Annotated in this window: 27 protein-coding genes; 14 read left to right on the forward strand and 13 right to left on the reverse strand. The window is 45.2% G+C overall.

The window, feature by feature from the left end; translation table 11 throughout:
• The first annotated feature begins 81 nt into the window (after positions 1 to 81).
• From KSW37_RS16110 to KSW37_RS04580, 5 genes are all read left to right on the forward strand, one after another.
• On the forward strand, positions 82 to 213 hold the full coding sequence (locus KSW37_RS16110; RefSeq protein ID WP_262897847.1) for a hypothetical protein: 132 nt from the start codon (positions 82 to 84) through the stop codon (positions 211 to 213).
• 2 nt (positions 214 to 215) lie between these two features.
• Entirely contained in the window at positions 216 to 437 is a 222-nt protein-coding gene (locus KSW37_RS04565) for a hypothetical protein (protein WP_254368646.1), read from the forward strand.
• A gap of 165 nt (positions 438 to 602) precedes the next feature.
• Positions 603 to 1493 (forward strand): helix-turn-helix domain-containing protein, encoded by an 891-nt coding sequence (locus tag KSW37_RS04570; RefSeq protein ID WP_217314642.1) that lies wholly within the window; start codon positions 603 to 605, stop codon positions 1491 to 1493.
• 663 nt (positions 1494 to 2156) lie between these two features.
• Positions 2157 to 2546, forward strand: a complete 390-nt coding sequence (locus tag KSW37_RS04575) for a PepSY-like domain-containing protein (RefSeq protein WP_217314641.1) — start codon at positions 2157 to 2159, stop codon at positions 2544 to 2546.
• 153 nt (positions 2547 to 2699) lie between these two features.
• The gene (locus KSW37_RS04580) at positions 2700 to 3089 is read left to right on the forward strand and encodes a rhodanese-like domain-containing protein (protein ID WP_217314640.1); all 390 of its coding nucleotides are present in this window, start codon (positions 2700 to 2702) and stop codon (positions 3087 to 3089) included.
• A gap of 195 nt (positions 3090 to 3284) precedes the next feature.
• Here KSW37_RS04580 and KSW37_RS04585 read toward each other — a convergent pair whose 3' ends face one another.
• Entirely contained in the window at positions 3285 to 3638 is a 354-nt protein-coding gene (locus KSW37_RS04585; protein WP_217314639.1) for a hypothetical protein, read from the reverse strand.
• Positions 3639 to 3966: 328 nt separating this feature from the next.
• Here KSW37_RS04585 and KSW37_RS04590 point away from each other — a divergent pair, with 328 nt between their 5' ends.
• From KSW37_RS04590 to aroC, 3 genes are read left to right on the forward strand one after another with little or no spacing between them, the layout of a single operon-like run.
• A complete protein-coding gene (locus tag KSW37_RS04590; RefSeq protein WP_217314638.1) occupies positions 3967 to 4251 on the forward strand; it encodes a hypothetical protein in 285 nt (94 codons plus the stop codon).
• An 8-nt stretch (positions 4252 to 4259) separates the two neighbouring features.
• Complete coding sequence (locus KSW37_RS04595) at positions 4260 to 4862, forward strand: FKBP-type peptidyl-prolyl cis-trans isomerase (protein ID WP_217314637.1); 603 nt, start codon at positions 4260 to 4262, stop codon at positions 4860 to 4862.
• Between the two features lie 26 nt (positions 4863 to 4888).
• Positions 4889 to 6013, forward strand: coding sequence for a chorismate synthase (gene aroC, locus KSW37_RS04600; RefSeq protein WP_217314636.1), 1125 nt, complete (start codon positions 4889 to 4891; stop codon positions 6011 to 6013).
• Positions 6014 to 6345: 332 nt separating this feature from the next.
• Here aroC and nth read toward each other — a convergent pair whose 3' ends face one another.
• Genes nth through KSW37_RS04615 form a run of 3 tightly spaced genes read right to left on the reverse strand, consistent with a single transcriptional unit; the run spans position 6346 to position 7836 of the window.
• Complete coding sequence (gene nth / locus KSW37_RS04605; RefSeq protein WP_006846651.1) at positions 6346 to 6993, reverse strand: endonuclease III; 648 nt, start codon at positions 6991 to 6993, stop codon at positions 6346 to 6348.
• A 5-nt stretch (positions 6994 to 6998) separates the two neighbouring features.
• Positions 6999 to 7610 carry an OmpH family outer membrane protein gene (locus KSW37_RS04610; protein ID WP_217314635.1) on the reverse strand — a complete coding sequence of 204 codons (612 nt, stop codon included), beginning with the start codon at positions 7608 to 7610 and terminating at the stop codon, positions 6999 to 7001.
• Positions 7611 to 7641: 31 nt separating this feature from the next.
• Entirely contained in the window at positions 7642 to 7836 is a 195-nt protein-coding gene (locus KSW37_RS04615) for a hypothetical protein (protein WP_006846653.1), read from the reverse strand.
• A 120-nt stretch (positions 7837 to 7956) separates the two neighbouring features.
• Here KSW37_RS04615 and KSW37_RS04620 point away from each other — a divergent pair, with 120 nt between their 5' ends.
• Complete coding sequence (locus KSW37_RS04620; protein ID WP_217314634.1) at positions 7957 to 9417, forward strand: aminoacyl-histidine dipeptidase; 1461 nt, start codon at positions 7957 to 7959, stop codon at positions 9415 to 9417.
• A gap of 49 nt (positions 9418 to 9466) precedes the next feature.
• Positions 9467 to 9853 (forward strand): hypothetical protein, encoded by a 387-nt coding sequence (locus KSW37_RS04625; RefSeq protein WP_217314633.1) that lies wholly within the window; start codon positions 9467 to 9469, stop codon positions 9851 to 9853.
• Between the two features lie 64 nt (positions 9854 to 9917).
• Here KSW37_RS04625 and KSW37_RS04630 read toward each other — a convergent pair whose 3' ends face one another.
• From KSW37_RS04630 to KSW37_RS04645, 4 genes are all read right to left on the reverse strand, one after another.
• Positions 9918 to 10463 (reverse strand): RNA polymerase sigma factor, encoded by a 546-nt coding sequence (locus KSW37_RS04630; protein WP_217314632.1) that lies wholly within the window; start codon positions 10461 to 10463, stop codon positions 9918 to 9920.
• Between the two features lie 184 nt (positions 10464 to 10647).
• A complete protein-coding gene (gene htpG / locus KSW37_RS04635; protein ID WP_217314631.1) occupies positions 10648 to 12705 on the reverse strand; it encodes a molecular chaperone HtpG in 2058 nt (685 codons plus the stop codon).
• A 207-nt stretch (positions 12706 to 12912) separates the two neighbouring features.
• On the reverse strand, positions 12913 to 14127 hold the full coding sequence (locus KSW37_RS04640; protein ID WP_217314630.1) for an L-serine ammonia-lyase: 1215 nt from the start codon (positions 14125 to 14127) through the stop codon (positions 12913 to 12915).
• Between the two features lie 89 nt (positions 14128 to 14216).
• Positions 14217 to 14993 (reverse strand): peptidylprolyl isomerase, encoded by a 777-nt coding sequence (locus KSW37_RS04645; protein ID WP_217314629.1) that lies wholly within the window; start codon positions 14991 to 14993, stop codon positions 14217 to 14219.
• A 148-nt stretch (positions 14994 to 15141) separates the two neighbouring features.
• On the opposite strand from KSW37_RS04645, the gene KSW37_RS04650 reads away from it, so the two are divergent.
• Positions 15142 to 16050, forward strand: a complete 909-nt coding sequence (locus KSW37_RS04650; RefSeq protein WP_217314628.1) for a hypothetical protein — start codon at positions 15142 to 15144, stop codon at positions 16048 to 16050.
• A 139-nt stretch (positions 16051 to 16189) separates the two neighbouring features.
• On the opposite strand, the gene KSW37_RS04655 is transcribed toward KSW37_RS04650, so the two are convergent.
• The 4 genes from KSW37_RS04655 to KSW37_RS04670 all read right to left on the reverse strand — a co-directional run bounded on the left by KSW37_RS04655 (position 16190) and on the right by KSW37_RS04670 (position 19760).
• Entirely contained in the window at positions 16190 to 17299 is a 1110-nt protein-coding gene (locus KSW37_RS04655; protein WP_022120200.1) for a UDP-N-acetyl glucosamine 2-epimerase, read from the reverse strand.
• A 99-nt stretch (positions 17300 to 17398) separates the two neighbouring features.
• Entirely contained in the window at positions 17399 to 18349 is a 951-nt protein-coding gene (locus KSW37_RS04660; RefSeq protein WP_118415368.1) for an SPFH domain-containing protein, read from the reverse strand.
• Positions 18350 to 18396: 47 nt separating this feature from the next.
• Positions 18397 to 18846 carry an NfeD family protein gene (locus KSW37_RS04665; RefSeq protein ID WP_217314627.1) on the reverse strand — a complete coding sequence of 150 codons (450 nt, stop codon included), beginning with the start codon at positions 18844 to 18846 and terminating at the stop codon, positions 18397 to 18399.
• 32 nt (positions 18847 to 18878) lie between these two features.
• Entirely contained in the window at positions 18879 to 19760 is an 882-nt protein-coding gene (locus KSW37_RS04670) for a M48 family metallopeptidase (protein ID WP_217314626.1), read from the reverse strand.
• A gap of 308 nt (positions 19761 to 20068) precedes the next feature.
• Here KSW37_RS04670 and KSW37_RS04675 point away from each other — a divergent pair, with 308 nt between their 5' ends.
• The 3 genes from KSW37_RS04675 (at position 20069) to ligA (ending at position 24177) form a co-directional block, all read left to right on the forward strand.
• The gene (locus KSW37_RS04675; protein ID WP_217314625.1) at positions 20069 to 21373 is read left to right on the forward strand and encodes a CobW family GTP-binding protein; all 1305 of its coding nucleotides are present in this window, start codon (positions 20069 to 20071) and stop codon (positions 21371 to 21373) included.
• 237 nt (positions 21374 to 21610) lie between these two features.
• Positions 21611 to 22141 carry a GNAT family N-acetyltransferase gene (locus KSW37_RS04680; RefSeq protein WP_217314624.1) on the forward strand — a complete coding sequence of 177 codons (531 nt, stop codon included), beginning with the start codon at positions 21611 to 21613 and terminating at the stop codon, positions 22139 to 22141.
• A gap of 53 nt (positions 22142 to 22194) precedes the next feature.
• The gene (gene ligA / locus KSW37_RS04685) at positions 22195 to 24177 is read left to right on the forward strand and encodes an NAD-dependent DNA ligase LigA (protein ID WP_217314623.1); all 1983 of its coding nucleotides are present in this window, start codon (positions 22195 to 22197) and stop codon (positions 24175 to 24177) included.
• Between the two features lie 88 nt (positions 24178 to 24265).
• On the opposite strand, the gene KSW37_RS04690 is transcribed toward ligA, so the two are convergent.
• Positions 24266 to 25558 (reverse strand): serpin family protein, encoded by a 1293-nt coding sequence (locus tag KSW37_RS04690; RefSeq protein WP_217314622.1) that lies wholly within the window; start codon positions 25556 to 25558, stop codon positions 24266 to 24268.
• Between the last annotated feature and the right edge of the window lie 137 nt (positions 25559 to 25695).

Below are 25695 nucleotides of genomic sequence, written 5' to 3' on the forward strand. Positions count from 1 at the left end.
GCAAGCGCAAGCAGTATGATAAAGAGGGCGTGGAAATGAAATATGGAAGAATGGAGTAACGAACATTAAAACATATAGATTATGAAGAAGATAAAGTTAAGCAATGGCGTAGAAATGCCACAACTGGGTTATGGTGTTTATCAGGTGGAACCTGATCCAACCCAACCCTCACCCAGATTGGCGAGAAATACGGCAAGACTGCTGTACAAGTAGCCTTGCGCTGGCTGCTGCAGAGCGACGTAATCATCATCCCGAAGACTATTCATAAGGAACGCATGGAAGAGAATCTGAACCTCTTCGACTTCAATCTTGATGCTGAGGACATGCAGAAGATTGCTGCGCTCGACACCGCCCACAGTCTCTTCCTCGACCATCATAGCGGAGAAACGACCAAGCAGTTTATGGAGTGGAGAGCTGTAGTGAAACCTACAGAATAAAGAGTAAGATTGCGCCAACATGGAGGTTGAGCATGGCTTATCCACATTACTGGTAATACTTTCCGAATTTCAGGTATAAAGAAATATAGATAATGTGCGTATCTTTGCCCCCGTAAAAATAAAATTGCATGTTACAAACGTTTTAGAAATTTAAAGTATAGGATTATGAAGGAATTTTTCTTTAATACCATACAAGAGTTCAATGACTTCATAGGGGTGAAAACACTTCATCCTCTGGTGAGCATTGCGCGTGTAGAGAACACCTCTCCTATTCAGGAGGCTGTGCATCACTACGGACTTTATGCCCTCTTCCTGAAGGAAAACAAAGGGTGTAAATTGTCATACGGCAGAACAGAATATGACTTTGACGAGATGACCGTAACCTCGTTTGCTCCCGGACAATCGATTAAAGTAGAACCCATTCCAGGAGTTCCGATAGCCAAATATACGGTATTGATTTTCCATCCCGAGCTGCTCAACCGCACCCAGCTTGGCAAGAACATCTCCCGCTATGAGTTTTTCGACTATACAAGCAACGAAGCACTACATTTATCCGCTGCCGAGGTAAACATCTTCCGTGACGTGCTCTCAATGATTAGTCAGGAACTAGAGCATCCTATAGATAGGCATTCGCGTGAGCTCATCGTTTCTAACATCGAGTTGCTGCTGAACTATTGTCTGCGTTTCTACGACCGCCAGTTTATCACTCGCGAGGAGATCAATCATTCGGTGGTAAAAAAGTTCATCTCTCTACTCGATGAATACATTGCCCGTGAAGCGATGCGTGAAGGATTGCCTACCGTAGCCTACTTTGCCGACAAATGCTGCTATTCTACCAAATATTTCGGTGAATTAGTCAAGACAGAGACAGGCAAAACCGCTAAGAGTATGATCAACGACCGACTGCTTTCTGCAGCCCGCCAACTGCTTGTAGATGAGACCTTAAGCATTACGCAAGTCAGTCAGCACCTCGGCTTTGAGTATCCTCAGCACTTCGTCCGCTTTTTCAAGGCGCAGACGGGAAAGACTCCAAGCGAGTATCGCAAAACTGCATAGATAGTAAAGAAATAGAATCATGAACAGATTATTCGCATTTTTGCCCACCTCGCCTTTGAAATACCTGGTGAGAACACATCCAACGAGTGGCAGGAGGCTGTGAGCGATGAGGAATATAACAAGACTGAACTTTCGCAAGTGAGCTCCACACGCCCTAACAGGGCAGCAGGTGCTGTGGTATAAGTCCGTAATACTGATTTGCGAGCTGTTGATTTATGACACACCCTCTTGTGGACCTTCAGCCCGTACTTAAACCACATGCGAAAGTTCAGTATATTTATAAACAAGCAAGTTGATATTTATTCACTTGCGAAACATTCGACACGAAAGCATCATGGTTTCTACTAAAACCCTTTCTTTTGATTTATTAAACTTGAAAAGATTTATTACATTAACGAGATTTAACCGTTTGATATTTGATAAAAGATGTAGCAGGAGAAGAGAAATAGAAAGGAAAAAGCGAAAAAAGAATATCTATTTTAAACCTTTGCGGATGATCTGCGTCTAATTTCTGTATGATGTTCAGATAATGATGTTCTGACTCATACAATGATGTTCAGACATTCGTCGCAAATAGAAATTATAAACTTTTAAATTTTGTGGTTTATGAAAAGAATGATAAGAATTTTGATGATTGTCATTTGCTGCATGCTAACATGCAATATGGCAGCAAATGCAGGCAATGACAAGCCTATCGCCGTTAATGCACTCCCGGTAAAGGCTCAAACCTTACTCAGCAACCATTTCAACAATCAGAAGGTGATGCTTGCTACCATTGAGACGGGGGTTATCAACAAGAGCTATGATGTGGTTCTGCAGAACGGAACCAAGCTGGAATTTGATAAGAAAGGCAATCTCACAGAGATTGACTGCAAGCAGGGAAAAGTGCCAGCCAAGCTGATTCCGCAGGCCATCAGAAACTTCCTGAAGGAGAATTATCCAGCGCAAGCGGTAAAGAAGATTGAAATGAGCAAGAATGAATACGAAGTGGAATTGGCAAATGGGTTGGATTTAACCTTCAACAAGCATTTCCAGGTAATCGACATAGACTGATGAGACAACCCGATATTAACGGATTGTTTTCAAAAGGTTCACCCGAAAAAATGTGGTGACCTTCATCTGATGAACCCCACCAACTTTCCCATTCCGGCAAGGATGCGGATGGTTGGTGGGAATTTCCATTTATAAAAGAAAAAACAAAGTAATATGAAAAAAATATTTATCATGAGCATCATAACCATGCTATCAAGCCTGCTTTCTTGTCAGGCGCAAAATAAAAGCTATAAGAGTCTGTCGGTAGATGACTATGAGAAAGCCATCACTGACACCACAGTAATCCGTCTAGACGTACGAACCGCCGAGGAGTTTGCCGATGGGCATATTCGTGGCGCAATCAACATTGACGTACTGAAATCAGACTTCGAACAGAAGGCCACCGCCACTCTTCCCAAGAGCAAGACAATCGCCGTGAACTGCCGAAGCGGAAAGCGAAGCAAGAATGCCGCAGCTATATTGACAAAGAACGGCTATAAGGTAATAGAACTCGATTCAGGCTTTAATGGCTGGCAGGCAGCAGGAAAAGAAATCGTAAAGTAATAAATTCAGCCTGATACTTCGGATAACAGATTAATGAGGAATTTATGCCTACAGAATGTAAGATGATAGCCCGGAGTATCAGACAGCATGGGCGCACGAACCCTAAAGGCAAAAAAAATCCCAGTCAGGATAAAACCTTGACTGGGATTCATTTTTTTAATCTCTCTCATTATTTTTCTCATCTATAAAAGATGATTACTTCAAACCACGATTGATAAGGGTTGTGTTGAGAAGCATCACGTACTTACGATACTGATTGTTGTTCAAAACAACGTGCATGTACTTGAGATCCTTCATAACAGCCTTGTCAATCATTGCAGAACGATCTTCACCCTTTACTGTTGCAGCATTCATCATGTCTGCGGTGAAGTTCTTGTGTACATCAGCTACAGCCTCTACCTGATCAATATTCAAACTCAAAGCATCTGCCAAGCTTGACATGTTAACGTTCATGTTGAAAGCAGCTGTTGCATTTGTCTCCTCTTCTGCTGCGAAAGTAGCTGTTGCCATTGCAAACATAGCTACTGCTAATACCATAATCTTCTTCATAATCTTTTTACCTTTCTTTACTTTGTGAGCCTTGCACATCCGTAGACACCGGCTCTGTTAAACATTATCCTATAGTCTTTTTCTTTAAGACGCTGCAAAGATACGAACTTTTCTCTGTGTGCGCAAACATTTCTTGGGATATTTTCAGTTTTCCGCCTATTTCTTGACTTAAATCAACAACAATACTCCGAAAAAGGCGTCAGAACGTTAGAGATATTACATTTTCACTATCATTTTGTAATATCATCGAAAAAAAAGCCCGTTTTCTTCGTTTATACCAATTATTATTTGTACCTTTGCAAAAGATTCAACCTATAAAACAAGCAAAATGGTACAGGAAAATCATATAGACAAGGCACTCGCCTTCATGGAAAGTCTCGAAAAACTGGGCAACCAGCTCAAGGCGGCTGAAGAACATCAGAAACAGCTCCTCGCCCGAATGCTGGATCTCAAGAAGGAGAATCTGACCGACGGCGAGGAATATGCCGAACTCTCGCAGAAGAGTAAAAGTCTGCAGGACATCATCGACAAATGGCGCCCCATCTATCTGGAGCGCATGGAGATGGTTAAGAGCGTAAGCATTCAGAAAAGAAAAAGAAATAATAAAAAATAAATAACAAAATGGAAACAAACAACAAGAACAAGTTTATTGTAGTTTCATACGCACTGTATGATGTAACTAAAGGTGACAACGGCGAAGAGATGCTCATCGAGCGCACTACCGACGAGCGTCCGTTCATCTTCATCAGCGGTATGGGCGTTACCCTGCCAGCTTTCGAAGAGAAGGTGGTAGACCTGGCTAAGGGCGATGAGTTCGACTTCCAGCTGGATCCAGAGCAGGCCTATGGTCAGCACTATGATGAGCGCGTACTGGAGCTCGACAAGCAGATTTTTACCGTCAACGGCCAGTTTGATGCACAGCACGTACAGGTAGGCGCTATCATCCCATTGCAGAACGAGGATGGCAACCACTTCAACGCAGTAGTGAAGAACATCAGCGATACAAAGGTAACCTGCGACCTGAACCACCCATTGGCTGGCTTGAAGCTCAACTTCTGCGGTCAGATTCTCGAGAGCCGCGAGGCTACTGCTGAGGAGATTGCCAAGATGGCTCAGATGATCAGCGGCGAAGGTGGTGGCTGCTCAGGTGGCTGCGACAACTGCGGCGGCGACTGCAAGGATGGCAACTGCGAGGGTGGTTGCGAAGGCGGCTGCAACAAGTAATAAACACCTTTATAATATATAAGGTAATGAGGAATACATTTGGTAATCTTTTCACTCTCACAACTTTTGGCGAGAGTCATGGAATAGCCGTAGGAGGCGTTATTGACGGATTTCCTGCAGGCATTGAAATCGACATGGACTTTATCCAGAGCGAGCTGAACCGCCGACGCCCAGGACAGAGCCATATCACTACGGCCAGAAAGGAAGCTGACCAGGTGGAGTTTCTGAGTGGTGTATTCGAAGGCAAATCTACAGGAACCCCTATCGGTTTTGAGGTACGCAACCAGAACCAGCATTCTCAGGACTATGAGAATATGCGCTGCCTCTTCCGCCCTTCTCACGCCGATTTCACTTATCACGAGAAGTATGGCGTTCGCGATCATCGTGGTGGCGGCCGTTCGTCAGCCCGCATCACCATTGCCCGATGCGTAGGCGGAGCCTTGGCTAAACTTGCCTTGCGCCAGCTGGGCATCAGCATCACGGCCTATACCTCACAGGTGGGCAGCATCTCGCTGGAGAAAGATTATCATCTGTATGACCTCAACACCATAGAAGATAATCCGGTGCGCTGTCCTGACCAGCAGAAGGCGAAGGAGATGGAAGATCTCATCGCCCAGGTTAAGGCCGACGGCGATACGATTGGCGGAATCATCACTTGCGTCATCAAGGGTTGTCCGGTAGGATTGGGCGAGCCTGAGTTTGACAAGCTTCATGCCCAACTGGGTGCTGCCATGCTTGGCATTAACGCCGTGAAGGGTTTTGAATATGGCGAGGGTTTTGCCGGAGTTACTGCCCGCGGAAGTGAGCAGAATGATGTCTTTATCCCGAAGGCTGATGCAGCTGAGGTGCCAGAAGATGCAGCCGTGAATCAAGATGTTGCTGCCCGTATCACGACAAAAAGCAATCATAGCGGAGGAATACAGGGCGGTTTGAGCAACGGCCAGGATATCTATTTCCGTGTTGCCTTCAAGCCGGTGGCTACTCTTCTGATGGAACAGAATACGGTAGATTTGGAAGGAAATGCCACTACGCTGACTGCCCGTGGCCGACATGACCCATGCGTTTTGCCAAGAGCCGTTCCGGTGGTTGAAGCCATGGCAGCCATGGTTATCCTGGACAATTATCTCTTGAATAAAACAATAAAACTTTAATTAGTTATTAATTAGTAGTGATTAGTGATTAACAAACTAATCGCTACTAATTAATAACTAATAACTAACTGAACTTTCGCATGTGGTTCAAGTACGGGCTGAAGGCCCAAAAGCTCCTAGCCCAGGGCATCGCCCTGGGTATAATAGCAATCAGCAAGGCGCCCTGTAAGGGCAAAAGCCTTATGTTTTGCCTGGAGTTTTAAAGCTTTTGCCCTTACAGGGCGACAGGTTTGCGTCCGTAATTACCCAGGGCGATGCCCTGGGCTAGGGGCTTCTGCCCTTTCAGGGCGTGTGGAACATACATGCGAAACTTGAATAACTATTAACTATTTCTAAAGTTTGCTGTCCTTCAGCAGTTTTGGGCAATATTCATTAAAAAAGCATTTATCGCAGAGTGGTTTCGTACTCTTGCAAATATATCTGCCATGCAGCAGAATCCAATGATGAGCATTCGGAATATCCTCTGCCGGAATGTGTTTCATCAGATAATCTTCTACTTTTCGTGGTGTATCAGCTGTTTTTGGCACCAAACCCATGCGATGACTCACACGATAAACATGCGTATCCACCGCCATCGTAGCATGACCGAACCATACGGCACGAATCACATTCGCCGTCTTGCGCCCTACTCCAGCCAGCTTTTCCAAATCATCCGCAGCCTCAGGCACCTCACCTCCGAACATCTCAACCAGCTGGCGAGACATTTCAGCCAGATGCTTCGCCTTGGCATTCGGATAACTCACCGAACTGATCAACTCATAAATATCTTCCTCGCTCGCCTGTGCCATGTGCTGCGCATCAGGATAACGGGCAAAGAGAGCAGGCGTAACCATGTTGATACGCTTGTCGGTGCATTGCGCAGAAAGCAAGGTAGCCACCAGAAGCTGAAATGCGCTACCGAACTGCAACTCGGTAGTTACATTCGGCAGCGCACTTCTGAAATGATTCAATATAAAATCGTATCTTTCCTTACGAAGCATTTCTCTTACTTTTTAGCAGGAGCAGCCTCCTCTTTCTTCAGCTTTCCCTTGTAAGCCTTGTTCAAGCCGGCAATAACCTCATTTGTAATATCGTAAGCCTTGTCAGCATAGAGCAGGTTATCGCCGCTCTTTGAGAAGATGATGCTGTACTTCTTGTCCTTGTTATAGCGTGCAAGATAGTTGGCAATGCTGTCGTGGAGAGCCTTGTTGTACTTCTCCTGCTCAGCAGCAAACTCGTTGCTCAAGCGCTGCTGCAAGCCCTGCAAGTCGTTGTTCTGCTTCTGCAAACCAGCCTGAATAGCCTCAGCCTGCTCACGGGTGTAAGCATTCTGCTGAATCTTCTGCTGGAAGTTGGCTGCTGCAGCCTGAAGCTGCTGACCCTTCTGCGCGATGGTAGCCTGAATGTTCTGGCCTTTCTTCTCCAAGATAGAGGAATACTCCTTAGCAAAGGTATACTGAGTCATGATAGAGTCTACCTCTACATAAGCAATTTTCAATTCAGCAGGAGCCTTGCTCTCTGACTTAGCCTCTACCTGAGGCTGAGATTTGTTGCATGATGCCAATGACAGGGCAGCAACTGCTGCGATTGCCACTGAACCCAAAATGTTCTTTCTCATTTTTTCTATCATATTATATTATTACTATTTTCTAATAAGCCTTGTTGGCTTCTCTTGCCTCACGGTCCTGATCCACCACACAATGAATGCCCTGCTTGCGCAAGCCCGGATTGTCATGCACATGCTGGGAAGAGAACTTGCCGTTCTTCTTAAAAATCAACTTTACGCAAAATAATGCCATACAGATAGCAATTATTAACACGCTTAATAACATTAATTTTATCATTTTTATTACCTTTGCAGTGCCTTAGTGCACTTTTGGGTGCAAAGGTACTATTTTTTTGGGAATAACCAAAACAAAATAGTAGAAATAAATGTTTTATCAAAACAAAATAATAGAAAATAAATGAATAAAAGTGAATTAAAGCCTGCTCTCGTGTTCGAGCAGTTCGCAAAAATCAACGAAATACCTCGTCCTTCCAAGCACGAGGAGAACATGATTGAGTTTTTGAAATCTTTCGGTGAGTCTCATCAACTCGAAACGCTGGTAGATGAAACCGGTAATGTGCTCATCCGCAAAGCTGCCACTCCAGGCTACGAGCACGCTGAAACTATCATCCTGCAGAGTCACATGGATATGGTTTGCGACAAACTGGTGGATGTGGATTTCGACTTCCACAAAGATGCAATCCAGACTTACGTAGACGGCGAATGGCTCAAGGCAAAGGGTACTACCCTCGGTGCTGACGACGGTATTGGCTGCGCCATCGAACTGGCTATCCTGGCAAGCAACGATATTGAACATGGTCCTATCGAGTGCGTCTTTACACGTGATGAGGAAACCGGACTGACCGGTGCTCACGGCATGAAGGCGGGCTTTATGACCGGAAAGATGCTCATCAACCTCGACTCAGAGGATGAGGGCGAAATCTTCGTATCCTGCGCTGGTGGTCAGACTACCCATGCCACCTTCCACTTCTCTCGCGAAGAAGCTCCTGCGGGTTATTTCTTCATGGAAGCTTCGCTGAAGGGTCTCAACGGTGGTCATTCAGGCGATGACATCAATAAGAAACGCGCCAATGCCATCAAGATTCTTGCCCGTTTCCTCTTCCTCGAGAATGAGAAACTGGATGGAAGTTTGCGCCTCGTAAGCTTCAACAGCGGCAAAATGCACAATGCCATTCCTCGTGACGGAAAGATTGTTTTCGCTGTTAAGAATGCTGATAAGGAGCAGGTTCGTGCCGACTGGAATATCTTTGCATCAGAAGTAGAAGATGAATTCCACGTAACAGAACAGGCTATGCAGTTCAATATGAGCAGCACCGATGCTGCACCTGTCATCGAGAAAGCTGTAGCCGACAAGTTCGTAATGGCTCTCCAGGCTGTAGACAACGGTCCGCTTACCACCTGCCAGGATGAGGCGATTGCCTGGATGGTAGAAACCTCAAGCAATGTGGCAAGCGTGATGACCGATGAAAACAGCATCAACATCGTAGCTTCTCAGCGAAGTAACGTAATGAGCAATCTGGCGAACATGACCAACACCGTAAAGGCAGTCTTCCTTCTGGCTGGCGCCGAGGTAACTGTAGGCGACAAGTATCCTGCTTGGAAGATGCGCGCCAACAGCGAGCTTACCGACCTGGCTGTAAAGGCTTACGAAAAGCTCTTCGGCAAGAAGCCATTGGTAAAGGGCATTCATGCCGGTTTGGAGTGCGGTCTCTTCTCAGAGCGCTATCCTGAGCTCGACATGGTAAGTTTTGGTCCTACCCTGCGCAATGTTCATACCCCAGACGAGGCTCTTCTCATTCCTACTGTAGAGATGGTTTGGAATCACTTGCTGGAGATTCTCCGCAGCGTGGCTAAATAAGCAAGCGTGCTGAATAAATCAGCGCGGCTTAATAAAAAAGAAGAAGTCTATGATAAAGAAAATAATGTTTGTCATGGCTCTAGGACTTGTGCTGATGTTCACCTCGTGTGGTGATCAGCACAAGGCTCAATCTCTGGTCAAGGATTTTCTTGATAAGAACCTCGTAGATCAGGACTGCAGCTATGAGCGGTTCTCCCGCCTCACTCCTACCGCCATGATCAGTTTCGACCAGATGAAGGTAATGCGACAAAATGTCAGCAAACTGCCTTACGTCAAGAAGAATATTGATTATAATGATGCAGCTTATCCCGACACCTTATTATATTTAAGGGCTACATACAAGCTGACCAACCATCAGGGCGAGAAGCAGGAAGTAACCCAAACCTTTTATCTTGATAAAGGTTTGACAAGAGTTATCGGGTTTAAGGAAAACTAAAAGATAGTTAAGAATTGCCTTTCAGTAAGGCAGTAAGAATAAACAGAAAGAGTTGACTAGCATTTTAACTAGCCAACTCTTTTTTCATATAATCTCTTATTTCTTTTCTAGCCAGAGTCAGACGGTTCTCGGCCGCTTTATATCCGATGTTCAGATTCTGTGCAATCTCGCTCACCTGCATTCCTTCGAAGAGATTCAGGCGGTAAACCTTGCTTCTCTTTTCCGTGAGCCGGGCAATGCCACGCTCCAGAATCTCGTTGGTCTGCTGGGCAGAGAAAACAGATTCGCCATCAACATCATATCTTCCCATCCAGTCGGTAGCTCCCAGGAAGTGTTCATACTCCTCAATCTTATGCTTGCGACGGTAATAATCGATAATCAGATTCTTGGCAATGGTGTATACAAAACAAGGTAAAGTAACAGGCGTAATCATCTTATCGCCTCGAAGTAATCGCACAAAAGTATTCTGCACGATGTCTTCAGCCTCGTCTGCCGGAAGCGAACGAGACATGACATACAACTTCAGCTCGTTGTAGTGTTCAGAGTAATAATCAGCAATAATGCTGTAATTTGAATTTGTTTGTTCCATGATGGCGATTTTTTTAATCATGTTTTTCGTTTATCGATATTGCAAAGGTAATAAAAAAAAGGAAAGCCACCAAAGGAAAGCGAAAAAAAATGTGCTAAATGTTCGTTTTGAAACATTTAGCACATATGATAGATACAATTTGTAACATGAAATGTTACGCATCGCAAAGTTTTATTTCTTAATTCAAACCTTTTTTCAGGTTGGATTACTTAATCATGTCAACGCTTCTCTTGAGGAATGCGTCGAGCGAAGCACCCTTCAACATACCGTTCTGAAGCAGGGCAAGGTCGATGAGCTGGTGAACAATGTTGTTGTTCTTAGCATAGCCCGAGATGATTTCGTTGCGCTTAGCCTTCTCATCGCTGATGGCCTTCTCTGTATTGTGAACATCATCCTTCTCCTGCTGGGTAATCTCTTCAGGCTTCTTCTTGTTCTGCTCCTGATGGAGTACGGCAAGGCGAGCTTCCTGACCCTTGATTTCTGCAAGGATTGGCTTCAATGTTTCAGCAGTGTTGGCCTCAGCATCTTCCAATACCTTCTTTACCAGAGCATGGTCTGAGTTCAGTACGATGTTGTAGCTGTCTGGCATCTGACCGTAGAAGTTCATGCCTGCCTGGAACTGGCTCATCGCCTTCATACGGCGCATGTACTCGTTCTGAGTGATGAGCACTGGCTGGTTCTGTTCGCCCAAAGCCTGAATCTCAACAAAGAATTCTGTCTTGTCGAGTTGAGGCATCTGAGAGCGGAATACTTCTGTCAAGTTGTCAGACTGCTCTTTGCTCAAATCGGTCTTCTTAGCATCTTCCTTCACGATGAGGCGGTCGATAATGTCGGCGTCAACACGTGTAAAGCGGCTCTTCTCCAACTTCTGCTCCAGCATGTTTACCATCGGCGTATCGAGCTGACCTTCCATCAGGAGTACAGAATATCCCTTCTGCTTGGCAGCTTCGATGTAAGAATACTGCTCTTCCTTATTGTTGGCATAGAGATAAACCAGGTTGCCGTCCTTATCGGTCTGGTTGTCCTTAATCAGCGTCTTGTACTCCTCGAAAGTAAAGTACTTGCCCTCAACATCTTTCAGAAGTGCGAAGTCCTTTGCGCGCTCGTAGAAATCTTCCTGAGAGAGCATTCCGTAGTTGATGAAGATCTTGAGATCATCCCATTTCTCTTCAAACTCCTTGCGGTTCTCCTTGAAGATAGAGTTCAAACGATCGGCTACCTTCTTGGTGATGTAGGTAGAAATCTTCTTCACGTTGCTGTCGCTCTGAAGGTAGCTGCGGCTTACGTTCAGCGGAATGTCCGGTGAATCGATTACACCATGAAGCAATGTGAGGAATTCTGGTACAATGCCCTCTACCTGGTCGGTTACGAACACCTGGTTGCAATAGAGCTGAATCTTGTTGCGCTGCATGTCGATGCTGCTCTTGATGCGTGGGAAGTAGAGAATACCCGTGAGATTGAATGGGAAGTCTACATTCAGATGAATCCAGAACAACGGGTCGTCCTGCATTGGATAAAGGGTGTGATAGAACTTCTTGTAGTCCTCATCCTTCAAGGTGCTAGGAGTCTTGGTCCAGAGAGGCTCCACATTATTAATAATGTTATCCTCATCAGTCTCCACATTCTTGCCGTCCTTCCACTCGGTCTTCTTGCCGAAAGCTACAGGCACTGCCATAAACTTGCAGTACTTGTTCAGAAGTTCCTCAATCTTGCTCTTCTGCAGGAACTCCTTGCAGTCATCAGCAATATGGAGGATGATGTCTGAACCACGCTCAGCCTTGTCTGCATCTTCGATTTCGAAAGCAGGTGAACCATCGCAGCTCCACTTTACTGCCTTGCTTCCCTCTTTGTAGCTCTTAGTGATGATTTCTACCTTGCTGGCTACCATGAAAGAAGAATAGAAGCCGAGACCGAAGTGGCCGATGATGGCGTTGGCATTCTCCTTATACTTGTCGAGGAAGTCAGTTACGCCTGAGAATGCAATCTGGTTGATATATTTATCGATTTCCTCCTCATTCATACCTATACCATGGTCGCTGATAGTCAAGGTTCCAGCCTTCTCATCGAGAGAGACACGAACGGTTGTGTCGCCTATCTCGCCCTTGAAATCGCCCTGAGCTGCAAGAGTCTTCAACTTCTGTGTAGCATCTACGGCGTTTGAAACCATCTCACGGAGGAAGATGTCGTGATCTGAATATAAGAATTTCTTGATGACAGGGAAAATGTTCTCTGTCGTTACACCAATATTACCTTTCTGTGCCATAATATAAAATGTTTTTATTCGTATTTACTTTATTATTGTTTGGCAAGGGGGCTTACAAATAGCGTGCCAAAATAAAGGGAAGGACGGAAAGGCCCAAAATACAACACGCCCAGCAAGAGCAAAAGCTTCATTACATTAGTGAAATATCCAAAGCTTTATGCTATTGCAGGGCGTGTGAGGTTTACTTACGAAAATTGAATCTTATGACTAAATGTCTCTTGGAAATCCTTTTGCCAAACCGCCTTCGCTTGTTTCCTTGTAAAGCGAAGGTAGATCATGTCCCGTCTGTCGCATCACTTCAACTACCCGGTCGAAAGATACGGTATGATGGCCATCTGAGAAGGAAGCGTAGAGATCAGCATCCAAAGCTCGGGCGGCAGCAAAGGCATTTCGCTCGATACAAGGAATCTGAACCAGTCCACAAACCGGGTCGCAGGTCATTCCGAGATGATGCTCCAATCCCATTTCGGCAGCATATTCTACCTGAGCCGGACTGCCTCCGAAAAGCTGACAGGCTGCAGCCGAAGCCATGGCGCAGGCAACACCTACCTCCCCCTGGCAACCTACATCAGCACCGCTGATAGAAGCATTCTGCTTTACGATGTTGCCTACCAATCCTGCAGTAGCCAAGGCTCTCAAGATGCGCTGTTCACTCATATCATGAGAAGTAAACATGTGGTAGAGTACAGCTGGCAATACACCGCAGGCGCCACAGGTAGGAGCTGTAACGATGGTGCCACCCGAAGCATTCTCTTCGCTCACAGCCAGCGCATAAGCATAAACCAAGCCGCGGCTCTGCAGGGAAGCACGGTAACCCTTCGCCTTTATAAAATAGGTGGCAGCCTTACGCTGCAGCTTCAGCGGACCAGGCAAAACACCTTCATGGTCCAAACCATTCCTGATGCTCTGCTTCATCGTTTGCCAAACCATGTCGAGATAATCCCAGATATCATCCGATTCGCATTTCTCAACATACTCCCAGAATGAGCGTCCGTTATCATAGCACCATTGCTTGATGTCAGCGAGCTTGTTCAGATTATAAACATCCTTGGCGCCCAGCTCTTCGTTGCCGGCAGTACCATCAGAGATGGCTCCACCACCAATACTGTAAACGGTCCATTCATCAATAATATCGCCGTTCAGATCCTTGCCCACAAATTTCATTCCGTTGGGATGATAAGGCAGGAAAGTCTGTGGTTGCCAGATGATGTTCACGGTTTTATGAGGTCTGAGCACTTCTTCTATTGCCACATCAGTCATGTGTCCCTTACCTGTAGCAGCCAGACTTCCATAGAGGGTTACTTCATAATAAGAAGCGTTAGGGCAACGCTCCAGAAAAAGTTTGGCAGCACGCTGAGGCCCCATCGTATGACTGCTCGATGGTCCCTTACCTATTCTATATAATTCCTTTAATGATTTCATATTTTTCTCTCGTATTTGATATTTTTACTTATCGATTTTACCTTTTAAATGGGCTCAGTTACTTATTTCTTCGGTTCACCATCCGAAAGTTACTTCACCTGCTTGGCTTTCAGGATGATGACATCCGTGAGAGGCCTGTCGTTGTTCGCCTTATCGGTAGCCACATTCTGAATCTTATCAACCACATCCATACCTTCGAGCACCTCTCCGAACACGGTGTAGCCGTTGTCAAGGTGAGGAACACCACCATGCTTGATGTAGCCCTTCTGCAACTGTTCAGAAGGAATGGCGTAATCCTTACCTTCCCGTTTCTGCTTTTCTACATAATATTCCATCTGTCGGGGAGAAAAATTTCTGCCCCAGGTAATGTAGAAATCAGTCGGCGCCGAAGCTTTGGTCGGATTTTCATCATCCCCTTCGCGTGCAGCACAGAGCTGTCCGCGCTTATGATAATATTTTGGATAGATGATTTCAGCCGGAATCGTATAGTTTACATCAAACTTCTGCGGCTTTTCCATATTCACCTTTCTGCATGAATAATCGCCACCCTGAATCATGAAATTCTTGATGACGCGCTGAAAGATGCAACCATCATAATAGCCCGAATTGACAAGTTTCAGAAAATTATCCCTATGCTTGGGAGTATCGTTGTAGAGAGCCACGAGAATGTTGCCCATCGTAGTTTCCAGCAACACCTGAGGGCAAGTTGGATCGTGCGGTGTTTCCCAATCGAGCAGAGAATCGGGCTTAGACGCCACAACTTTTCTTGCTGGTTCTGATGTGTTCTGATTGCCTTCACTCTGAGCGAATGTCGTAACAGGCATCGTAAGAAGAGCGAGAGTCAATAATCTGATGATCTTCTTCATATTTTTGTATAATTTTACATCTATTTATGTTATCGGATGCAAAGATAATAATTTTATTCTAAAAAATTGATTTTTTATGTGGGAAAAGTTCCTTTGTTTCATACATTCTTCATATCTTTGCAGCAGAAGACAGAAAATGCAATCAATTATGAAGAAAAATATATATTTTATCATCGCTTTTTGCACTTTCCTCACTACAGAAGCAAGTGCACAGCAACAGGTAAGCTTCGGACCATTGCACAGTCCGGACAGTCCGCGCGAAGAATGGTTGCTGCCTGGCGATACGGTTTACCAGGCAGGAAAACCTATGATTTATCAGGGGAAACCGATGAAGAATGCTTATCTGGCTCCTGCCCAACTATCAGACAAGAAAGAGACTCTCGGCAAGAACGGGTTACTGGGGAAAGCTTCACTCGACAGCACCTATTATAATAATCCCATCTCCAACCTTACCAACGGTCTAAGTTATCCGCTGGGCTATGGCTGGGGGCTGCACAAGGGGCTGAATCTCTCGGTAGATCTTTCTGCCTTTGCCACATTCGGCAAGAATGTGCCTCACAGAGGCGGTTTCACCCAGACCATCAATGCAACCTACTTAACGCCACTCACCAAAGACAACAAACTCTGGCTGGCTCTTGGTACTTATATCAACAACGTAAACTATGGTGGAGACAGTTATCATGACGGTGGAGTCTACGGCATTCTGGGCTACCAGTTTAATGAGCATTGGGAGGCTTATGTTTACGGTCAGCTTAGTGTTGCCAACAATTACAATTCTCTCTACGGCCGTTATGGCGGTTATGGCTATGGCCCATACGGCTATTCGCCTTGGGGCTACGGAATGTATCCTTGGGGAATGGGCAGAGGAATCATGCCGGGTGGCTATGGAATGGGAGTACCTGGAGCCAACGTTTTAGGAGCCGGCGTAAGATACACCAACTCCAAAAAGACTTTCTCTATCGGCTTAAACGTAGAAGGAGTATGGTATGATAATAAGACGCCAGCCTATTTCAAGCAATACGACTATCCTGTGCCAAAGGCACCTGAAAAGGATTAAGGAAAAGATAAAGCATAAAAAGAAAGAGGTTCACTTTTCAATATAATCATATTGAAGTGAACCTCTAAGTTTATTCTGAAAAGAATCAGTTTACATAGAATCATCTCTCTCCATGAGATTATACCTATGAGTTTAGATTCTATTCAGCGAGAATCTGGACTATTCTTTCTGCTGAGCGGCCATCCCATCTGTCAGGAATGCCTGCTTTCTTCCATTCACCCTTCAGAAGTTTCTGCATAGATTGCTTCAGTAACTCCGGATCTTCAGCAACCAGTTCGTTTGTACCCACCTTTACGGTTTCAATATGCTCAGTATAGCTGTTGAGCGTAATGCAAGGAACCCCATTGAAGGTAGCTTCTTCAGCCACATTACCGGAATCGGTAATCACACCTTTGGCGTGAGCTGTAAGATAAGCAAACGACAGATAATCGAGCGGCTGAACCACCTGGATTCCACTCTGATGATTACTCTCTTCCTGATAAGCCTTGAATGCGAGCACGAAGCCCAATGCTTTACCTCGAAGCGGAGCAATCACCTTCACTCCAGCCTGGCGCGCCTCTTCATCTATGACAGAAATGAGCGATTTCATCTCATCAATGTTATTGACGATAGCCTTGCGGTTCAAGGTCAGAACCATATATTCGCCTTCTTTCAGATGAAACTCGTCCATGACTTCAGGACGCTGCATTTTAGACTGAAGGAAGCGGATATTGTCGATAAGCACATTTCCTACCATATAAACCTTAGACAATTCTGCACCTTCCTTGTTGGCGATGCTGTTGTTAGAAATGCCTGCGGTAAAAAGGATATCTGACAAACCATCAATCACCAGACGGTTGATTTCCTTTGGCATAGTAATGTCAAAACTGCGGGTTCCGGCTGCAATATGAGCAAGCTGCACACCCTGCTTCTTGGTAACAATAGCCACGGCCATGGTTGAAGCCAGATCATCAACCACAATGACAACATCTGTAGCATTCTGCTGTAGATAGCGCTCAAACTGCCCCATCACCTGTCCGGTAAGTTCGTTCATGTTTGGACAGTCTACGCCGAGATAAGCATCAGGTTTCTGAATGCCTAAGTCATCGAAAAGAGAAGATTCCAATGTCGGGTCATCCTCTTTTCCTGTGTAAACCAACTGATAGCTGATTTCGTTACCAGCTTCCTGAGCATTACGAATTGCTCTAATTACGGGCGCAACCTTGATAAAGTTAGGTCTTGCGCCTGCAACGATACAGATTTTCTTCATTTTTATCCTGTTTTATATATTTACTGAAGTTACAGTTTACTGATATCAGAGTGCTTTATTTCTTGAGCCAAAGGGCATTATCCATTGACTCAGAGGTCTTTATCCCTTGAAAAGGTCTTTGATTCCTCCGATAGAGCCCAATAGATTGGTTGCCTCGTATGGCAGATAAACCACCTTATTATCCTTACCCTGAGCCACTTCCTGCATCATGCTGATGTATTTCTGAGCCAAGAGATAGTTGGCTGGATTCGTACTCTGCCCTACAGCTTCCGTAATCTTCTGAATGGCAATAGCCTCGGCCTCAGCCTTACGGATACGGGCAGTAGCCTCACCTTCTGCATTCAAGATAGCCTGCTGTTTGGCAGCCTCAGCCTTGTTCACGATGGCAGCCTTCTCACCTTCTGAGAGCAGACGTTGCTTTTCCTTCTCACCTTCTGAAGTCAGGATGGTAGCTCGCTTGTTGCGTTCTGCCTGCATCTGCTTTTCCATCGCCTGGAGCACACTCTCTGGAGGTGTAATATCCTGCAACTCTACTCGGTTAACCTTGATTCCCCACTTATTGGTTGCATCATCCAAAACCGCACGGAGTTTGGTGTTAATCGTATCGCGGGAGGTAAGCGTCTGGTCAAGCTCCATCTCACCTATTATATTACGCAAGGTGGTTTGTGTCAACTTCTCTATAGCGTTTGGCAGATTATTGATCTCATACACACTCTTGAATGGGTCTACAATCTGGAAATAGAGCAACGCATTTATCTGCATCTGGATATTATCCTTAGTGATTACATTCTGTCGGTCGAAGTCATAAACCTGTTCACGAAGGTCGATGCTGTTTGTATAAACGTATCTTCCGTTTCTCATCGCCACAATATCCTTTGCATGGTCAATGAAAGGAATGATGACATTAATACCCGGCTTGAGCGTGGCAAAATATCGTCCGAGACGCTCTATGATTTTCGTCTCACTCTGAGGGATGATAACAATGGTTTTCTTAACCACTACGAGTGCAAGTGCTACTAGAGCCACCAGCACATAAATTCCTATGTTCATGATGTTTATACGATTAAGTGAATAATGTTGACTCTAAACTTTCCTACTTAAACTTTTTCTACTTTGAGGATGATAGATTCGTGACCTAAGATGCGAACCTTATCGCCTACGGCAAGCGGTTCGGCAAGATGCGGAGCTTCTGCTTTCCAATCATCTCCATCCAGCTTCACTCTACCATATCCTCCGGCAGGAATCATCTCGGTCACTTCCCCAATCTGTCCTGCCAGCGCATCGGCATTACTGCGGCGGTCTTCCCCACCCTTATGCAGCGATTTCAGCAGATGCGGACGAACCAGCCAGATGCTAAGCATGGAGCAGATTGCCCAAACCACTACCTGCACCCAGAAAGGTGCTCCTACCAATGCCACAGGAATGCTGATGAGCGCACCAATGGCAAAACAAGTAACATAGAAATCGCCCGAAGACAACTCTAAGATGAGGCAGATGAACATCACCGATGTCCATATCAGCCAAAGGTTATGAGATAAATACTCCATACTTAACAATTTTAGTTTGATTCTTCTAATCCTTATCTTCTGCGGGTTGTAGTCTTCTTTCTGGTGGTAGAAGTCTTGCCCTTAGAACCTACCTTATAAGTAGTCTGAGGTTTATAATACTTCAGTGCAGTAGGCATTTCCTTCTGCAAGGCAGCAATACGCTTGGCGTCTGAAGGGTGATCACTGAAAATATCGCTCTGATTACTGCTTGAACCCTGTGACATTCTCTTCCAGAAAGGAATGGCCTGCTGAGGATCGTAACCTGCCATGGCTGCGAAGATAAGCCCCATGTAATCTGCCTCGGTTTCATTATCACGGGAGTACTTCAGATTGCGAAATGAGAAATACTGTCCGGCAACTGCACTTGCCACATTTCCTACACCATTACCTACTGTCTGGTTCAACACAGTTCCCAGAATGCTTGTGCCGGTTTGCTGATTCTGCTGCTTGGTGAGCTGCTCAGCACTATGCTTAGCCACAGCATGAGCTATTTCGTGGCCCAAAACGATTGCCAAACCGGTTTCATTCTGAGTATAAGGCAAAAGTCCTTCATAAACCACGATTTTACCGCCAGGCATACAGAATGCATTGGCAGACTTATCTTGTACCAGGTTGAATTCCCATGAATAATTCTTCACATCGGCTTCAAATCCATTCTGCTTCAAATAGAGTTCAACAGCATTGGCAAGTCTCTTTCCTACCCGCTGAACCATCGCCGTATTGGCTGCATTGGTCGACTTCTTGGCAGAAGCCATGTACTTTGTGTATTCCTGATTAGACAGACTGAGAACCTGCTCATCAGATACAGAGATGCGATGAGTGCGACCGGTCAGAGGCACCGTCTGAGTAGTGCCGCAAGATGACAGCGCCAGGGCTGCCACAACCGTCAGAACTAAAAACTTAAACTTTTTCATCTTAACTTATGATATTAAATATGTTTATTCATTAAGTTTATGTGCTGTTTAAAACATTTTTCTCTGCAAATATACTATTTCTTGTTGAAACCACCAAAAAAAAATGAGAAAAACATGAAATATAACCTAAAAATAACACAAGATAACTGACAAAAAGGGATATATAAAAAAAAGATGGCAAAAAAATAAGGGTGTGGCACAATCTTTGCAGTTTCGCAAAACCGTCAGACTGCCGGATGTCAGCTGCCCGAGAAAGCAGCATTATCAGCAGAATGAATTTAAGAAGTATAACATTAAAATATTTTAATATGAACACAAAGAAGGAAGTGCCTGTATTGCTCTTGACAGGCTACCTGGGTAGTGGAAAGACAACCCTTCTCAACAAGATTTTAGCTAACGAAAAAGGTATTAAGTTTGCCGTCATCGTCAACGATATTGGTGAAGTCAATATTGATGCAGCCCTTATAGAAAAAGGTGGCGTAGTAGGTCAGAAAGACGATTCGCTCGTTTCTCTCCAGAATGGTTGCATCTGCTGCACATTGAAGATGGACCTGGTAGAACAGCTCAAGGAAATCGTAGACATGAAGCGTTTCGATTACATCGTCATCGAGGCTTCCGGAATCTGCGAGCCGGCTCCTATTGCCCAGACCATCTGCTCTATCCCATCCCTCGGCCCTCAGTACATCGAGAATGGCATTCTGCGTCTCGACAGCATCGTTACCGTAGTAGATGCTTTGCGCATGAAGGATGAATTCTCTAACGGCAGCGACCTGATGAAGAAGGAAATTGATGAGGAAGATTTGGCTTCGCTCGTCATCCAGCAGATTGAGTTCTGCAACATCATTCTCCTGAACAAAGCAGCTGAGGTTGAGCCTAAGGAGCTGGAGCACCTGAAGCAGATTATCCGCGCCATCCAGCCTAAGGCAGAAATCTTTGAATGCAACTATGGTGACGTTGACTTGAATCTGATTGTCAACACTAAGAAGTTTGATTGGGAAACCGTATCCACTTCAGCCGGTTGGATTCAGGAGATTGAATCAGAAAGAAACGAAGAGCATGAAGAAGATGATGATGAAGACGAACATGAACATCATCACCATCATCACGATCATGACGAGGAAGAGGAACATGAGCATCATCACCATGACCACGATGAGCATGACCATGATGAGCATGAGCATCATCATCACCATCATCATCACCACGATCATGACCATGATCATGAAGGCGGAGAAGTTGAGGAATACGGAATCGGTACATTTGTCTACTACCGCCGCAAACCTTTCGACCTGGGCCTCTTCGATGATTTCGTAGCAAGAAAATGGCCTAGAGACGTGGTTCGCGCCAAGGGAATCTGCTATTTTGATGATGAACGGGATATGTGCTACGTGTTCGAGCAGGCTGGCAAACAGAAGACTGTGAAGCAGGCTGGTCAATGGCTGGCAACCATGCCGAAAGACGAACTCGCCCAGGTATTGATGAACAACCCACAGCTGCAGAAGGAATGGGATCAGGAATTGGGCGACCGCATGATAAAAATCGTATTCATCGGTCAGCATATCAAGGAGCAGAAAGATGCTATTATTGCTGAACTCGACAAATGTCTGGCATAAAACAGATTAAAGAAGTAGACAAGCAGAACAGAAGTTTATCTTCAGAACAAATATTGCTGAATCTAATTCTGCCCAGTTCTTAGCAAAAAGCAAAGGGGAAAATAGCTCAAAATGAGCAGAAAACACGAAAAACGGAGGAAAACGAACAAAAAAGTGAAGTTTTTCCTCCGTTTTTTAGTTTAATTCGTTTTTTTTTGTTAATTTTGCACCCAAATAATAAAAGCGTAATTAATTAATATGAAGACAAACTTCAGACAGGCGTATATTAAGGACTTTGCTGCTTGCTGGAAAGTCATCGACCAAGCTCGCCAAAGTATGATAGAATCGGGACGTCATCAATGGACTGAGGAATATCCATCTGAAAAAGACATCAGAAAAGACATAGAGAATGGCAACGCCTTCGTTCTAACTGTAAACGAAGAGGTGGTTGTCTATGGAGCAGTCATATTGAATGGTGAACCCAAATATAAGAAATTAGTAGGCAACTGGATTACCGATGGCGATTATTATGTAATACATCGCTTTGCCACGTTGCCTAGTTTCCAGCGTGAAGGTTTAGCGCGTATTTTCATCAGTAAGGTGAACAGCATGTGCGAGGTTGAAAAAATACCTAGCATCAAGGTTGACACCAACTTTGACAACACGCCGATGATCAACCTTCTGTCTTCGATGGGTTTCTGCATCTGCGGACGTGTAAACTATGGAGGAAACAGAGGCCAGCGTTTTGCCTTCGAAAAGCTCTCCATAGCCATGGAACCAGAATCATAATTCTCTGACCATCGAAAAACACAACATTTGATTAACACCCTCAAATATATATTATGGAAGAGAAACTATTGCAGATGAAGAACTTGGTTGAAAGACTCAACCAAGCTTCAGATAGTTATTATAACGGAAAAGGCGAACTCATGACCGACTATGAGTGGGACGCCCTTTTCGACCAGCTCAAGAGATTGGAAGAGGAAACAGGCGAAATTCTGCCCGACTCCCCTACTAATCGCGTGTCAGAAGATTCTATCGTAGGAAAGAAAGAGGAACATGAATTTGCTGCCCTCTCTCTGGCAAAGACCAAACAGGTAAGTGATCTTGTAAAATGGGCAGAAGACCGCCCTATCTGGATTTCATGGAAACTGGACGGACTTACCCTCGTAGTAACCTATGACGGCGGAAAACTTACCAAGATTGTTACCCGCGGAAACGGACACATCGGCACCAACATTACCCACTTGGCTCCAGCCATTTCAGGCATTCCTGCTACCATTTCAGAAAAAGGACATCTTGTAGTAAGAGGAGAAGCTGTTATTTCGTATGCTGATTTCGAACAGTTCATCATCGAAAGCGAAGGCGATTACGCCAATCCACGAAACCTCGCTTCAGGCTCACTCACACTGAAGGATATTGAAGAGGTGAAGCAGCGCCACATCCAGTGGATTCCATTCACCCTGGTTTATACTGAGCGGGAGATTACCTCATGGGGCGAACGCATGCAGATGCTGAAAGACCTGGGGATGAATCCTGTAGAACGTGAGCGTATTGACCACCCTACCACAGAAAACATCCAGCAGGAAATAGACAAGTTTACGGAGAAGGTGACAAGCAAGAAGAATCCTTTCCCGGTAGACGGACTGGTGATTTGCTACGATGATACGGTTTATGCAGCTACCGGTTCGGTTACAGGCCACCACGCTACGAGGGCAGGATTTGCCTTTAAATGGCAAGACGAGCATGCAGAGACAGAACTCGACCACATCGAATGGTCGTGCGCAGCCAGCACCATTACGCCTGTAGCGGTGTTCAAACCGGTAGAATTGGAAGGAACCACCGTGCAGCGCGCCTCGCTCTGCAATGTAAGCGAATGCGAGCGTCTGGGCATTGGCGACAAGGGAACCAGACTGCAGGTTATCAAGGCCAACAAGATTATCCCGAAGGTAATCAATATTACAGAGGTTGTGGGTAGTTTTGTCATTCCCGCCGAATGTCCGGTCTGCCATGCGCCAGCTGTAGTGCGCGAGAGCGAGAGCGGCACCAAGACTCTCCATTGCACCAATGCAGCCTGCCCTGCCAAACAGCTCAAGAAATTTGCCCGCTTCGTCAGCAAGGAAGGAATCAATATTGATGGAATCTCAGAACAGACTGTCTGGAAATTCATCAATCATGGTTTTATCAGGGAATATGCTGATTTCTACAAACTGAAGAATTATGCGTTCGAGATTTCCTGTTTCGAAGGATTTGGCAAGAAGAGCGTAAGCAATCTTCTGGAGAGTGTAGAGAAAAGCCGCCATACTGATGGCCGTCATCTGCTCTACGCCTTGAATATTCCGCTCTGCGGCGGCGATGTAGCTAAAAAACTGCTCAGCCGTTACAAGGTGAAGGAGCTGATAGAGACAGCTCGTCTGAGCATGTTTGATGATGAGTTTGCAAGCATCGATGGCATTGGACCGGAAAAGAGTGCCAAGTTTATCGCCTGGTTCAAGGACGATATTCATTTCCAGCATGTGCAGCATCTGTTGTCCGAGCTGATTATCGAGGAACAGGAGCCTGTAGAAACGGGAAGCAAATGCCAGGGACTGACTTTCGTCGTAACGGGAGATGTGCATCATTACAAGAACCGCAACGAGCTGAAAGCTTATATTGAAAGCCAGGGCGGCAAGGTTACGGGAAGTGTGAGCAAGAGCACTAACTTCCTGATTAACAACGATGCTGCTTCGCAGAGTTCGAAGAACAAGAAAGCCCATGAACTCAATATTCCGATTATCACAGAGGATGAGTTCATTGAAAAGTTTCAGGAGCAAGCAAGCGAATAAAACAAAATAGAAAAAGCGAAAGCCAGATTCCGGAATACGGATTTGGCTTTCGCTTTTTACTGTTTAAGAACCTGCAAATTCTCTGTTATTATTCTCCCAGGAACTGACCCATGAAGAGAATGGCGCCACTGTTACGTTCTGTAATGAAATAAACGAATGGGCGGTTGGCATGAAATTCTACACGCTTCATCTCGTTAGGACCCAGTGAGGTCAGCATCACAGCAGCTGTTACGGCAGCAGCCTTGGTTCCACGCTCGCTTACCTCAATCTTTGCCTTCTGCAACATCTTCGATACGTAGAAGCTGCCATTGGCAAAACGGCTGAAATCTGCCGTGCCTGGCTGGAAGATGCTTGGAGCTCCCAATTTACTGATAATCTGATTAAGCGACAGATCCATCTCGGTAGTGAACTTAGGGAATTTCAAATCCACCTGGCAACGGTCCATGTCATTACTCAACTTCTGAAGTTTATCAGCATCCATCTCCTTCATCACCTCGCTGATGCTCTTGCCAGACTTAGGAAGAAGAACGGTCATCTGATAACTTCCATTTCCGTATGGCAGCTCTACAGCCTGCAACATATCATTTTCAGTATAGGCAAACTTCTTGTTCAGGTGCATCATGTTCACCTTCTTAATATCGCGGGTGTAACCGCTGAAGTTCTCGAGGCGGGTATTCTTCGCATCAAACTTCTCCTGCCAGATTCCATTAAAATAAATAGCATTCAGGAGGTAAGAAACGGCTGCAGGGTCTACCTGGTCGATGATGCTAGGAATCATGCCTTTAGTCTGCTTCTTGCACCAGTCATTAATGTGGGCGGCAGATTTAGAATTGGTAAAGTCCATGCTCTCAACGCCAGCCTGATAAGAATCGGCTACGGTACGAGCGAAATCGCTGTTCAATCTGAAATTCTTGTTGATAGCGATAAAGTTGGCAATGTTTACGGTTGTCTGCTTGTCAAGTTTGCCAGCCGAAAGCATCAGCGCCTTATAACAGTCATTGAGCTCCTTCACGCTCACGCCCTCGCAACCGATTGCCTTCAGAATTTCCTGCTGTGTCTTGCCATCAGCACCATTCGCAAGCATTCCCATCAGATAGGCGATGCTCATTGGCGAAACCACCTCAGAATCCATACCACTGATTTGCTGATAAAGTCTGAAAGCAAAATCGTTGTTCTTCTTCACAATGTTCTGCTGAGCCTCTGAGAGGACAAGATAGCCCTCGTCCATTTCCTCATCTGCTGACGGACGGGCAGCCTCTGCCTCCGTTATCTTCTCAGCCTTTGTTGCGTTCTCATTCTGTGTATTCTTGCTAGTGCTGCAAGAAGTCATTGCCATTGCAGCTGAAGCTAAAATAGCTGCACTAAATACTTTCTTATACATATTTCTCTAATTTATTTGTTCATTTTAATGACTCAACGCTCCTGACCCCAAAGGGACTGTTCCTCTTTAAAAGGCAGTTCCCGAATCGGAATCTGAATCGTGAGTTCTGAAGATAAAATGAAAAATCGGCTAATCCT

Source organism: Segatella copri, assembly GCF_019127135.1.
In the GTDB taxonomy this organism is placed as follows: Bacteria; Bacteroidota; Bacteroidia; order Bacteroidales; family Bacteroidaceae; genus Prevotella.

Bases quoted from the DNA above. Each gene is read 5' to 3' on its own strand.
- KSW37_RS04675 (WP_217314625.1), top strand. From the start codon at position 20,069: ATGAACACAAAGAAGGAAGTGCCTGTATTGCTCTTGACAGGCTACCTG.
- KSW37_RS04655 (WP_022120200.1), bottom strand. From the start codon at position 17,299: ATGAAGAAAATCTGTATCGTTGCAGGCGCAAGACCTAACTTTATCAAG.
- KSW37_RS04620 (WP_217314634.1), top strand. From the start codon at position 7,957: ATGAATAAAAGTGAATTAAAGCCTGCTCTCGTGTTCGAGCAGTTCGCA.
- KSW37_RS04590 (WP_217314638.1), top strand. From the start codon at position 3,967: ATGGTACAGGAAAATCATATAGACAAGGCACTCGCCTTCATGGAAAGT.
- KSW37_RS04670 (WP_217314626.1), bottom strand. From the start codon at position 19,760: ATGAAAAAGTTTAAGTTTTTAGTTCTGACGGTTGTGGCAGCCCTGGCG.
- nth (WP_006846651.1), bottom strand. From the start codon at position 6,993: ATGCTTCGTAAGGAAAGATACGATTTTATATTGAATCATTTCAGAAGT.
- KSW37_RS04640 (WP_217314630.1), bottom strand. From the start codon at position 14,127: ATGAAATCATTAAAGGAATTATATAGAATAGGTAAGGGACCATCGAGC.
- KSW37_RS04610 (WP_217314635.1), bottom strand. From the start codon at position 7,610: ATGAGAAAGAACATTTTGGGTTCAGTGGCAATCGCAGCAGTTGCTGCC.
- KSW37_RS04575 (WP_217314641.1), top strand. From the start codon at position 2,157: ATGGCAGCAAATGCAGGCAATGACAAGCCTATCGCCGTTAATGCACTC.
- KSW37_RS16110 (WP_262897847.1), top strand. From the start codon at position 82: ATGAAGAAGATAAAGTTAAGCAATGGCGTAGAAATGCCACAACTGGGT.
- KSW37_RS04690 (WP_217314622.1), bottom strand. From the start codon at position 25,558: ATGTATAAGAAAGTATTTAGTGCAGCTATTTTAGCTTCAGCTGCAATG.
- KSW37_RS04595 (WP_217314637.1), top strand. From the start codon at position 4,260: ATGGAAACAAACAACAAGAACAAGTTTATTGTAGTTTCATACGCACTG.
- aroC (WP_217314636.1), top strand. From the start codon at position 4,889: ATGAGGAATACATTTGGTAATCTTTTCACTCTCACAACTTTTGGCGAG.
- KSW37_RS04615 (WP_006846653.1), bottom strand. From the start codon at position 7,836: ATGATAAAATTAATGTTATTAAGCGTGTTAATAATTGCTATCTGTATG.
- KSW37_RS04570 (WP_217314642.1), top strand. From the start codon at position 603: ATGAAGGAATTTTTCTTTAATACCATACAAGAGTTCAATGACTTCATA.
- KSW37_RS04650 (WP_217314628.1), top strand. From the start codon at position 15,142: ATGAAGAAAAATATATATTTTATCATCGCTTTTTGCACTTTCCTCACT.
- KSW37_RS04585 (WP_217314639.1), bottom strand. From the start codon at position 3,638: ATGAAGAAGATTATGGTATTAGCAGTAGCTATGTTTGCAATGGCAACA.
- KSW37_RS04630 (WP_217314632.1), bottom strand. From the start codon at position 10,463: ATGATTAAAAAAATCGCCATCATGGAACAAACAAATTCAAATTACAGC.
- KSW37_RS04680 (WP_217314624.1), top strand. From the start codon at position 21,611: ATGAAGACAAACTTCAGACAGGCGTATATTAAGGACTTTGCTGCTTGC.
- KSW37_RS04645 (WP_217314629.1), bottom strand. From the start codon at position 14,993: ATGAAGAAGATCATCAGATTATTGACTCTCGCTCTTCTTACGATGCCT.
- KSW37_RS04580 (WP_217314640.1), top strand. From the start codon at position 2,700: ATGAAAAAAATATTTATCATGAGCATCATAACCATGCTATCAAGCCTG.
- KSW37_RS04660 (WP_118415368.1), bottom strand. From the start codon at position 18,349: ATGAACATAGGAATTTATGTGCTGGTGGCTCTAGTAGCACTTGCACTC.
- KSW37_RS04625 (WP_217314633.1), top strand. From the start codon at position 9,467: ATGATAAAGAAAATAATGTTTGTCATGGCTCTAGGACTTGTGCTGATG.
- ligA (WP_217314623.1), top strand. From the start codon at position 22,195: ATGGAAGAGAAACTATTGCAGATGAAGAACTTGGTTGAAAGACTCAAC.
- htpG (WP_217314631.1), bottom strand. From the start codon at position 12,705: ATGGCACAGAAAGGTAATATTGGTGTAACGACAGAGAACATTTTCCCT.
- KSW37_RS04665 (WP_217314627.1), bottom strand. From the start codon at position 18,846: ATGGAGTATTTATCTCATAACCTTTGGCTGATATGGACATCGGTGATG.